Genomic DNA, 11644 nt, shown 5'->3' with positions numbered 1-11644 from the left:
GCTGTCTTGAATGAAATTGAACCTTCAGTGGGATGACGCCAGCGCCAGCTGACCAGGGGTATAACCGAAACTCCGCACGAACAGCCGGGTCATATGGCTCTGATCCGCAAAACCGCTACACAAGGCGGCCTCGGCCAGCGGCGTCCCGCGTCCGATCAGCGCCCGCGCCATCAGCACACGGCGCTGAACCCGGTAGGCGTGGGGCGTCAGCCCGGTCAGGCGGCTAAAGCCGCGCAAAAACTGAAACTGATTCAGACCGGCCTCGCCGGCCAGTTCAGCCAGCGTCTTCGGGCTTGACGGGTCATCATCGATCATGTCGCGGGCAAGCAGAATGCCGCGGTGGGGAAACACCTGCTGACGACGGGGAATCGCCGCTAACGCCGATGCCAGCATCAGCAGCCTCTCCTGGACGGCAAGCGCGCCATCCTGCGTCTCTTGCTGGGTGGCGGACAGGTACAGCCGACGAAAACACACGGCCAGCCGCCGATCGGTGAATACCGGGTGGGAAAATTCGCCGCTGCGGGAACGGCCGTCGGAGATCTCGGCAAAACAGCGTTCGACCACCTCCGGCTGGATATACAGCATCCGCCAGGCTCTGGCGCCGTCGATGGGCATGCCGTCATGAATTTCACCGGGATTCACCGTAATGATATCCCCGGCGACGGATTCAACCCGCCCGCGTCCGCTCAGGGATTTCTGAGCGCCCCGTACCATCAGGCCGATACCGAACTGGTCGTGCGTATGGCGGCCGAACGAAAAGTCCGTATCCGCCTCCACCGCCTCAATCCCCGGCTGACGGCAGGCCAGCAACCGAACTGAACGCGCTTTCATACCGCTCTCCGTTAGTTATTGCCCGCCTCGGGAAACACCGCTTACAGCCCGCACATCCGAAACACACTGTTCAGCACATGGCGGGTGGCGCGCGCCTCGGCGGCGTCGCTGTGGGAATCATCGCCCAGCACCGCAGCGATTTGAATGTCGAAATCCGCGTAGGTCTGGGTCATCGACCAAACGCTGAAAAAGAAATGGGTGGTATCCAGCGGTTGCAGACGATCGGCGGCGATCCAGCCATCCAGCACCGCCGCCTTTTCCACCACCAGCCGCCGCAACTCCGTCTGCAACAGGTGATGCACCATCGGCGCCCCTTGCAGAATCTCGTTGGCGAACAGGCGGGAAGCGTCCGGGCGGGCAAAGCTGAAATGGATCTTCTGACGCACATAGGCTTCGATCGCGGTTTTCGGATCGGCCTGCGGGTGCAGGTCGTCCAGCGGCGACAGCCAATCGTGCAGAATGCTGTCGAGCACCGTGAGGTACAGCGTCTGTTTATTGCCGAAATAATAATGCAGGTTGGCCTTGGGGAGCCCGGCTTCTTCGGCAATCAGCGCCATGGTCGCGCCCCGAAAACCGAAGCGGGCGAATACCCGCTCCGCCGCCAACAGGATGATGGCTTCGTTATCCTGCCGGATTCGTCCCTTTTCCCCTTCATCCGCGCTCTCCGGCAACAAACGCCCGCTTTGCGCGGCAACTATTCCCTCATCCTGCATATCCCGTACCCGCATCAGATTGCTCACCTCATTAGGCGCCGTCCCTGGCTGAGGCGCTTATTTCATGGCCGCGTCCCACACCACATGACTCATGGCGGCATCCCCCGGGTCTTTTTTGATGACCGGATTGCTGCCGCCGCTCTTCAGCAGCACGTCGATGGTGCGACGGTAGGCCGCCGGATCCAGATACCCCACCTTCGGCGTATTGGCATGGGTGATCAGTTTAGCCACATTTTCCATCTGACGCTGCTGAACGTCCTGGGTGGCGGCGCCGGAGGCATCCTCCGCCACCACGATCTTCGCCGCCTCATCAGGATGGTTGACCGCATAGTTCCACCCCTTGAAGGAGGCTTTCAGGAATTTCGCCATCTTGGCGACGAACGCCGGGTCTTTCAGGTTCGGCCCCAGCACATACAAGCCGTCTTCCAGCGTGGAAACCCCCTGATCCTCATAGGCGAAGGTGATCAGGTCATCTTTTTTCACCCCGGCATCGATCAGCTGCCAGTATTCGTTGTAGTTCATGGTGGAGATACAGGCGGCCTGATTCTGCAACAGCGGATCGACGTTGAAGCCCTGTTTCAACACCTTGATGTCCACATCCGGTTTGTAGCCCAGCTTATTCATCCAGTTGAAGAACGGATACTCGTTGCCGCCGAACCAGACTCCCAGCGTTTTACCTTTCAGATCGGCGGGCGCCGCCACGCCGCTGGATTTCTTACAGGTCAGCATCATACCGGAGCGGTCAAATACCTGAGCGATGTTCACCAGCGGGACGCCGGCCTCCCGCGCGGCCAGCGCGTCCGGCATCCAGTTGACGATCACGTCCGCCGACTTGCCGGCGATCACCTGTACCGGGGAAATATCGGTGCCGCCGGGTTTGATGGTGACGTCCAGTCCTTCCTGTTTGTAGAACCCTTTCTCCTGCGCCACGTAATAGCCGGCGAACTGGGCCTGCGGCACCCATTTCAGTTGCAGCGTGACCTTTTCAGCGGCCTGCGCCTGCAAGGCAAAGGTCAGGGACAGGGCCGCCAGCAGCGCTCCCTGGCGAAACACGGAACGTTTTGTCATCTGATACTCCTCGGGTTAAGTGAACACAACCAACATGCTGCCTGTTATCAGGGCGCTCCCTCGACGCCGGCCCGGCCGGCTTTCGGTTATCCCTTGTTTTTCCTTGCTGAACAACGTCATACCACATGGATGACGCCGTTTAAGACACGCCCCGAACCGAGGGGTGCCAGAAATTGACCTTACGCTCCAGACGCACCAGCAGGGCGTAAACCAGCGAGCCGATTGCCGAAGCGACCACGATCGCCGCCCAGACGATCGACATATGCATCCGCGCCGCTTCGGTGGAGATACGAAAACCGAGCCCGGCGGTAGGCGAGCCGAAAAACTCCGCCACAATCGCACTGATCAGCGCCAGCGTGGCGTTGACCTTGAGTGCGCTGAAGATGAACGGTAGCGCGGCGGGCAGCCGCAACGCCCACAACGTGCGGCGCGGGCTGGCGGCGTAGCAGTACATCAACTCCCGCTCCAGCTTGCCGCTGGCCCGCAGCCCGGCCAGCGTACTGACCAACGCCGGAAAGAATGTGACCAGGACGATCACCGCCGCTTTGGACGGCCAGTCAAAGCCGAACCACATCACCGCAATCGGCGCCACGCCCACCAACGGAATGGTGCTGGTCAGGTTCGCCAGCGGCAATAATCCGCGCTGCAAAAACGGCAAACGGTCGATCAGCATCGCCACCGCGATCCCCAACCCGCTGCCGAGCAGGTAGCCCGCCAGCACGGATTTCAATACCGTCTGCACCACATCGCCCGCCAGTAACGATGCGCTGCCGAACAGTGCCTGCAGAATGTCCAGCGGCGTCGGCAACAGTACCTGCGGAATGGCGAACCACGTCACCAGCAGTTGCCAGAAATAGAGCACCCAGACGCCGAACAACAGCGCTACCGCGCCTTCCGGCAAATGCCGCCCCGCCAGCCGCGCCAGCCCCTGCACGCTGACGCCGGCCAGCAGCGCCAGCGCTGTCAGCGTCGCGCCATCCAGCCCTTCATCGGTCAGGGAGGCAAGCACCACCGCGCCGATCGCCAACAACGCCATCAACGTCAGCCAGCGCCACACCGCCATCGTCGGCGACATCGCGGTAAAGCAAGCGGCCAGCAGAACGGCGTCCGCCGCCAACGCGGCCCACGACGGCGCGTCGTGGCTGAACGCCTGAATCCCTGCCAGCACCAGGGACAGTAGCGCCGCGATCAGCAGCACCACGCCGGGAATCGGTCTGGTTTTTATCATTCAAGCCCCCTTGCGCTGGCGCATCACCAGCCGCTCCGTCAGGCTGACCAGCGCGGTCAACCCCAGCCCGAGTAACGACGCCATCACCAGCGCCGACCAAATCTGTACCGTGTTGCCGTAATAGGAGCCGGTCAGCAGACGGGAACCCAATCCAGCCTGTGCCCCGGTCGGCAATTCCGCCACCATGGTGCCCACCAGCCCGCTGGCGATCGCCACCCGGAACGCCGGAAACAGGTACGGCAGCGAAGACGGCAACCGCACCAGCCAAAACGTATCGATACGACTGGCGGCATAGGTATGCACCAGCTCCATTTCCAGTTTCTGCGGCGCACGCAGCCCCTGCACAGTGGCGATGGTGACGGGAAAGAAACACAGGTACATGGCGATGGTAGCTTTCGGCAACATGCCGGTAATCCCCAGACTGCCGAGGATCACCAGTACGATGGGCGCTATCGCCAGCACCGGTACGGTCTGCGAGGCGACAATCCACGGCAGCAGCGCCTTATCCAGCGTGCGGGAATGGACGATACACACCGCCAGCCCCAGCCCCAACGCCAGCCCCATGAAAAAACCGGTCAGCGCAGCGCTGGCCGTCACCCAGGTGTGCAACAGCAAATTACGCGGCGACGTGACCGGCCACTGGGTCAGGCTGTTCCAGATATCCAGCAGGATCTGGTGCGGCGCCGGCAGCACCGGGCGCGGCATCGACAAGGTGGTCGCCACCAGCTCGCGCCAGCCCCAGTTCCCCTTCGGCGCCAGCGTGCGCTCTATCGCGCCGGCGGCATTGAGGCCGACGGCCAGCAGGTACCAACCCAGCAACGCCGCCAGCAGCACCACGCCGACCGGCAATGCATGACGCCTGATCAACTCAGTGTTCATGATGCCCCTCCACCAGCGCCTCCCTGACTTCCTGTGCCAGCCGGATGAACTCCGGCGTATCCCGCAGCGACAAATCGCGCTCGTCAGGCAGCGGCGATTCGATGATTTTTACAATCCGCCCCGGACGCGGCGTCATGATGACGATGCGGGTGGAGAGATAGACCGCTTCCGAAATCGAGTGAGTGACGAACGCCATGGTGCGTTTTTCGCTGAACCATAGCTGCTGCAATTGCTGGTTGAGGTTGTCGCGGGTCAATTCATCAAGTGCGCCGAAAGGCTCATCCATCATCAGGATTTTCGGCTCGAAACCCAGCGCACGGGCGATCGACACCCGCTGTTGCATCCCGCCGGACAACTGCCACGGGTACTTTTTCTCAAACCCTTTCAAGCCGACGCGCGCCAACTGCTCACGGGCGATTTCATCACAACGGCCGGGCGGCACGCCCTGAATCTGCAACGGCAGCATCACGTTGGCCAGCACCGTGCGCCACGGCAGCAGCACCGGCGACTGAAACACGTAGCCGTAAGCCCCGGCCTGCCGCGCCTCGGACGGCGTCATGTCATTGACCAGCACCTCGCCGGTGGTGATCGGCTCCAGGTCGGCGATAGCACGTAGCAGGGTGGTTTTTCCGCAGCCGGACGGCCCGATAAAGGAGACGAACTCGCCCTGACGAATGGTCAGGTTGATGTCTTTCAGTGCATGCACCGGCTGATCCGCCGCCGGGTAAATCACATTGGCGTCGCGCACCACGATCGCCGGGCGCGGCGCCGACGCCGGCTTTAACGCCACCACGGAAGGTTCGTCGACGTAGACCATCTGGCTCATTACGGTTCTCCCTCAGGTAATTTTCTGACCGTATGGTTAGGTTTCGTCCTTTAACCATGCCATTTCTGTGCCAATGTTTATTTTTTGAGCCAAATGAGATAAATGGCGCATTTTACCCGCCATATAATCCTTTTTTATGACCAGATTGGTGCAGTTAGCGACACAATTGCTTTCCGATGGGGCAAGAGAGCGGGACAGGAAGCGACGAACACGAAGGCGGGTTTCTTTTCAACAAACGCCGAACGCGACCCCATCCGGGTATCGCGTTCGGCATCATCGTCACCACTGACCGCATTATGACTGACACAAACTCACACAGGGGCTATCACGCCAGCGTGTTGCTCAACTCCGCCAGCGCTTCATCGATAATGGCGAGCCCCTGCCGGGCTTCGTCGGCGGTGATGATGCAGGGCGGCACCACATGCAGGCGGTTTTCGGCGATAAAACCGATCATGCCGCGATCCAACAACGCTTTTTTCAGCTCCGCCATGCGGGCGGCGGGCAACGGCGTGCGGGCAGCCGGATCGCTCACCAGCTCCAGCGCGTGGAACACCCCTTTGCCACGCACATCACCGACGATAGCGTATTTTTCGCCGATACTTTTCAGGCCCTCGGCCAGAATGCCGTCGCCGATTGTCGCGGCATTTTCCACCACCTTTTCCTCTTCCATCGCATCGATAGTGGCGACGATGGCCGCCATCGCCAGCGGATGGCCGGAGTAGGTCAGGCCGCCGGGGAACAGCCGGTCATCAAAAAAGTGCGCGATGCGCTCGGAGATAATCACCCCGCCCGCCGGCACGTAACCGGAGTTCACCCCTTTGGCGAAGGTGATCAAATCCGGCGTTACGCCATAGTGCTGGCAGGTAAACCAACTGCCGGTACGGCCGAACCCGGCCATTACCTCATCCATAATCAGTATGATATTGAACTCGCGGGCCAGCGCTTCCACCCCTTGCAGATAACCGGCGGGCGGCACCAGAATACCGGCCGTGCCGGGAATGGTTTCCAGCAAAATAGCGGCAATGGTATTCGGCCCTTCGCATTCGATAATGCGGCGCAGGTGATGCAACGCCGCCGCGCACTCCTGCTGTTCCGTCGTCGCATGAAACTCGCTGCGGTACAGATAAGGCGTGAAGAAATGCACATGACCGCGAGAGTATTCATTCGGCAGGCGGCGCCAGTCGCCGGTGGCGCCGATCGCCGCGCCGGTGTTGCCGTGGTAGGAGCGGTAGCCGGACAGCACTTTTTCCTTGCCGGTGAACAGACGCGCCATGCGGATGGCATTTTCGTTGGCATCGGCGCCGGCGTTGGTGAAGAACACCTTGTTAAGCCCTTGCGGCGCATGGGACACAATGCGCTTTGCCGCTTCACCGCGCGCCAGATTGGCGGTGGCGGGCGCAATCGTGGTCAGCAGCCCGGCCTGTTCACGGATCGCCGCCACCACTTTCGGATGCTGATGGCCGATGTTGGTATTCACCAACTGGCTGCTGAAATCCAGATAGGAGCGGCCTTCGTAATCCCACAACCGGCACCCCTCGCCGCCGGCGATCACCATCGGGTTTAGCGCCCCCTGCGACGACCAGGAATGAAAGACATATTGTCTGTCCAGTTGGCGGACTTCTTCGTTCGATTGCACCTGTTTCAACGTCATTTTGTTTACCCTCGTCATACCCACGGCACGCCCCCGGCGGCGCAACACTGCCGACGAACGTGAAACACATCATGGTTTGAGACTAGGAAGAAAACCGTCGCAGGCGATAGAGCCAGTTCCCGATGATTAATGAGCCAGATGTGTCCCATCCTTTCCGGCGAACTGGCCCTGTGAGCCGCCAGGCCTTATTCGTAGAGTTGAAATCATGCTGAACGGCCTGCTGCCGCCATGGCGATCATTCGCGGGAAGTGCTTCCTACGCCGTCCATCGCACATCATCCATCGAGAGGAACCCATCGTTATGAGCAATATTGTGTTTATTACCGGCGCCACGTCCGGGTTCGGTCGCGCCACCGCGTATCATTTCGCGCGTGCGGGCTGGTCATTAATTCTGACCGGACGCCGCGCAGAACGACTGCAAGCGCTGGCGGATGAGCTGTCTTCCACGGTGCCGGTGCATATCGCCACGCTGGACGTGCGCGACGCCGCCGCGGTGCAAGCGGTGGTCGACAACCTGCCGGACGGTTTCCGGGCGGTGAAAACGCTGGTGAACAACGCCGGGCTGGCGCTGTCGCCGCAGCCTGCGCAATCGGTGCAACTGGACGACTGGCACACCATGATCGACACCAATACCAAAGGGCTGGTCAACGTCACCCATGCGCTGTTGCCGACGCTCATCAGCACCGGTACAGGCGCCAGCATCATCAACATCGGCTCCATCGCCGGCCAGTGGCCGTATCCCGGCAGCCACGTTTACGGCGCCACCAAAGCCTTTGTGAAACAGTTCAGCTACAACCTGCGCTGCGACTTACAAGGCACCGGCGTGCGCGTGACCGACCTGGCGCCCGGCATCGCCGAAACCGAATTCACGCTGGTGCGCACCAAGGGCGATCAGGATGCGTCCGATCGCCTCTACCGCGGCACTACGCCGCTAACGGCGGAAGACATCGCCGGGCAGATTTATTACATCGCCACACTGCCGGATCACATGAACATCAACCGGGTTGAGGTGATGCCGGTACGTCAGGCCTGGTCGCCATTCGCCATCGACCGCGATCCGGCATAAACGTATTACGGTACGAAAAGCCAGCCCCGACGATCGCTCATACGCCAGGATCGTCGAGGCCTATTCAGAATACCTATTGATAAGAAAAGAGATTTTTTCACCGCCCTGACAGCACCATCGGTTCAGATGCTGTCCTTGCTGGCTTATCACTCCCTCATCGAACAACAGGGTTTATCTCCTGAAAAAAACTTAGCCCTAACCTCATCCGAGATCAGGGCTGTGGTATGGCTGCTATCTGTCTTTTTTGAGTATTGCCTTAAGTGCAGCGATATTGGCTTGTGCGCCTTCGGCTTCTTTTAAGCGGCGGCGCTGCTGGGCAAAACGGTCAAACTCCCGTTTGGCCTTATCATCTGCCGCTTGTTTGGATATTTTCCCAGCACCACTTAAAACATCCCGATCGTTAAAACTTAAGAACTGGTCAAGCTTGTCTGCCCAGTCCTGTAAGAATACCTGCTTGCGGCGCAGAGCCTGATCTTCGGCAAAGTCGAGCCACATATTGACGATGCGATTAAGCTCTTTGATTTCGTCTTCATGCAGATAGTTCTTTGCAACGGTGACGTCAGTCCTACGTACCTCATCGCCTTTGTAGCTGGTCAGACCCATATCCGGCTTACTGGCATCCACACGGTTGGCGATAAGCTCAGCGGCCGTCATATGCGTGCAGGCATAGTGCAGCTTGTTTTGGATGGTTTGAAAGAAGCGGTTGGTCTCTTGATTGGATGGCTCGTAATCCGCGGCCATGGTAAAGATTTCTTTCACCCGCAGATAAACACGTCGCTCACTGGCTCGGATATCGCGAATGCGTTCCAGCATTTCATCAAAGTAATCCGGCACCGCAGAGTGGCCGACGGGTGGGTTTTTCAGGCGCTCATCATCCATAACGAAGCCTTTGATCAGATACTCTTGTAAGGTTTGAGTTGCCCATTGGCGGAACTGAGTACCACGTATTGAACGGACACGATAACCAACCGCCAATACTAATTTCAGGCTAAAGTATTGAACATTGTATGATTTTCCATCTCCCGCAGTTGTTCGGTATAACCGAACAACTGAATTTTCGTCCAATTCACCTTCAGCAAAGATATTTTTTATATGCTCACTGATGGTTGCTTTCGCCTTGCCGTACAACTCACCGATCATGGCTTGAGAAAGCCACAAGGTGTCTGACTCAAAACGACACTCGACGCGGGTTTTACCATCAGCACTGGTAAAAAGAACCAACTCGCCTTGAGGAGGTTGGGGTATGTTATCTGTCATTCAGTCACCCTATTTGCGTTATCGGGTACGTTATTTATCATCGGCGGAATTGCCCAATTGTAATGATCCGTTGCCCACCAGGATAGTTGTCCCCGATCTAAAGCATGAAGTCTTCACAGCAAAGACACCATGACGCAAGCGCCACCACAATCATCATCCCAGCCCCCCCTCAGCGCGCTCTGTCTCCCTCTTTTTTCTCATCTGTACTGCTGACTGACGTTCATCTGCGTCACCGTGTTTTTACATGAAAATCGCATAACAATTACCATTCTTATACTTTGTCGTTTCAATATCACTGTGAAAGTATCGTGTCTCAACGGCAGTGCGCCTGTCGCCCCAGTCATTGGCTTATTTTCAAATAATCATTTAATAAATAAAGGAAAAACCATGTTTGGTTTATTTGATGCTCCGCATAATCGGCAGATGGGTCTGTTTATTTCATTAGCATTATTGGGAAATGGCGCCACGGCACAGGCCGACGAGAAAGCGCCGAAAACCGGCGGAACACTGGTGTATCTCGAACAGCAGTCCCATACCAATCTTTATCCGCCCGCCGGTGGTTTTTACCCGAACGGCGGCATTCTTAACCAGATCACCGACAAGCTGACCTACCAGAACCCGGAAACGCTGGAGATTGAACCCTGGATCGCCGAGTCCTGGACTATCAACGCCGACAGTACCGAATACACCTTCAAACTGCGCCCCGGCGTGACGTTCTCCGACGGTACACCGCTGGACGCCAACGCCGTCGCCAAAAACTTTGATACCTACGGCCTCGGCAACAAGGAACTGAACCAGCCGGTGTCGGAAGTGATCAACAACTACCTGCGCAGCGAAGTCATCGACCCGCTGACGGTGAAGTTCTACTTCAAAAAACCGTCGCCCGGCTTTCTGCAAGGCACATCGGCCATCGGTTCCGGGCTGGTATCCCTCAGTACCCTGGCCCGCAACTTCAACCAGTTGGGAGACGCTCCCCGCATCATCGGCTCCGGCCCGTTCGTGGTCAGCAGCGAAAAACCGGGGCGTGAACTGAAGCTGACGGCCCGCAAGGATTACAACTGGGCGCCGGTGAAATTCACACATCAGGGTCGTCCTTATCTGGACGGCATCACTTATCTGGTCACGCCGGAAGACAGCGTGCGCATTGGCGCGCTGGTTTCCGGTCAGGCGGACGTTATCCGCCAGATTCAGGCCTATGACGAAAAACGGGTGCAGAGCGAAGGCATCCACGTCTATGCCGCCGCTACTCGCGGCGTCAACAACAGCATCAACTTCCGCCCGGATAACCCGCTGGTCGCCGACATCCGTGTTCGTCAGGCGCTGCTGCACGGCACCAACGCCGGGGAGATAGTCCAGACGCTCTACTCCGGCAACTACCCGCAGGCGACATCGGTACTGGCGAAAACCGCCGCCGGCTATGTCGATCTGTCGTCAAAGCTGAGCTTTGACCCGGCGCAGGCGTCGCGCCTGTTGGACGAGGCTGGCTGGAAAACCGGCGCGCAAGGCCTGCGTGAAAAAGACGGACAAACATTGACCCTGACCGCCTATGAATCACTGCCGCAACCGCAGAACAAAGAGATGCTGCAACTGGTGGCGCAACAGTGGGCCAGGTTAGGCGTGAAGCTCAACGTGCTGGCGGGCGACGCCGGCAGCAAAACCGTGGACAGCCTCGATCCACAAAAAACCGGCGTCGCGCCGGGCATGGTGGGCCGCGCCGACCCGGACGTACTGAAGAGCCAATATTATCCAACGCTGCGTAACGTGCTGCTGCAAAAAGGCGGCGTGAGCGACAAGGTGAAAACCTTTGAAGATGCGCGCCTGAACGCGCTGCTGGACGGCATTGCCTCCACTACCGATCGCCCCCGGCGGCTGGCGTTGGTGGGCGACGTGCAGAACTACCTGATCGATCAAGCCTACGTCATTCCGATTTTTGAAGAACCACAGGTGTTTGCCGGGCGCGCCGCCACCAAAGGCATCGGTTTTGAAGCCGTCGGCCGCCCCAGCTTCTACAACACCTGGCTGGACAAGTAACCCGACGCCCCGCCTGAGCCCGGCATAACAGCGATCGCCAAAGTCTGTCCGCCGGGCGAAGGCCGGGAGTCCTTGCGGCGTTCGCTCGTCGACGT

Annotated in this window: 10 protein-coding genes; 2 read left to right on the top strand and 8 right to left on the bottom strand. The window is 59.0% G+C overall.

Translation table 11 applies throughout. The features are described from left to right. Positions 1 to 24 precede the first annotated feature (24 nt). The 7 genes from DPA2511_RS00215 to DPA2511_RS00185 form a co-directional block, all read right to left on the bottom strand. Positions 25 to 831, bottom strand: coding sequence for an AraC family transcriptional regulator (locus tag DPA2511_RS00215; protein ID WP_012763682.1), 807 nt, complete (start codon positions 829 to 831; stop codon positions 25 to 27). A gap of 41 nt (positions 832 to 872) precedes the next feature. Next, on the bottom strand, positions 873 to 1571 hold the full coding sequence (locus DPA2511_RS00210) for a TetR family transcriptional regulator C-terminal domain-containing protein (RefSeq protein WP_226376615.1): 699 nt from the start codon (positions 1569 to 1571) through the stop codon (positions 873 to 875). 30 nt (positions 1572 to 1601) lie between these two features. Next, positions 1602 to 2612, bottom strand: coding sequence for an ABC transporter substrate-binding protein (locus tag DPA2511_RS00205; RefSeq protein ID WP_012763680.1), 1011 nt, complete (start codon positions 2610 to 2612; stop codon positions 1602 to 1604). Between the two features lie 139 nt (positions 2613 to 2751). Next, positions 2752 to 3840 (bottom strand): ABC transporter permease, encoded by a 1089-nt coding sequence (locus tag DPA2511_RS00200; RefSeq protein WP_012763679.1) that lies wholly within the window; start codon positions 3838 to 3840, stop codon positions 2752 to 2754. Continuing rightward, the gene (locus DPA2511_RS00195) at positions 3841 to 4719 is read right to left on the bottom strand and encodes an ABC transporter permease (RefSeq protein WP_012763678.1); all 879 of its coding nucleotides are present in this window, start codon (positions 4717 to 4719) and stop codon (positions 3841 to 3843) included. Then, complete coding sequence (locus DPA2511_RS00190; protein ID WP_012763677.1) at positions 4709 to 5545, bottom strand: ABC transporter ATP-binding protein; 837 nt, start codon at positions 5543 to 5545, stop codon at positions 4709 to 4711. Before DPA2511_RS00190 ends, DPA2511_RS00195 begins: the two co-directional genes overlap by 11 nt. Positions 5546 to 5870: 325 nt before the next feature. Beyond that, a complete protein-coding gene (locus DPA2511_RS00185) occupies positions 5871 to 7196 on the bottom strand; it encodes an aspartate aminotransferase family protein (RefSeq protein WP_012763676.1) in 1326 nt (441 codons plus the stop codon). A gap of 294 nt (positions 7197 to 7490) precedes the next feature. Here DPA2511_RS00185 and DPA2511_RS00180 point away from each other — a divergent pair, with 294 nt between their 5' ends. After that, positions 7491 to 8261, top strand: coding sequence for an SDR family NAD(P)-dependent oxidoreductase (locus DPA2511_RS00180; RefSeq protein ID WP_196805862.1), 771 nt, complete (start codon positions 7491 to 7493; stop codon positions 8259 to 8261). 231 nt (positions 8262 to 8492) lie between these two features. Here DPA2511_RS00180 and DPA2511_RS00175 read toward each other — a convergent pair whose 3' ends face one another. Continuing rightward, a complete protein-coding gene (locus tag DPA2511_RS00175; protein ID WP_012763674.1) occupies positions 8493 to 9518 on the bottom strand; it encodes a virulence RhuM family protein in 1026 nt (341 codons plus the stop codon). 387 nt (positions 9519 to 9905) lie between these two features. Here DPA2511_RS00175 and DPA2511_RS00170 point away from each other — a divergent pair, with 387 nt between their 5' ends. After that, positions 9906 to 11549, top strand: coding sequence for a TIGR04028 family ABC transporter substrate-binding protein (locus DPA2511_RS00170; protein WP_012763673.1), 1644 nt, complete (start codon positions 9906 to 9908; stop codon positions 11547 to 11549). The last annotated feature ends 95 nt before the right edge of the window (positions 11550 to 11644 follow it).

It is taken from the genome of Musicola paradisiaca NCPPB 2511 (assembly GCF_000400505.1).
GTDB classification, from domain to species: Bacteria; Pseudomonadota; Gammaproteobacteria; order Enterobacterales; family Enterobacteriaceae; genus Musicola; species Musicola paradisiaca.
Note: the sequence above shows the minus strand (reverse complement) of the source record. Positions and strands in the feature narration are given on the sequence as shown.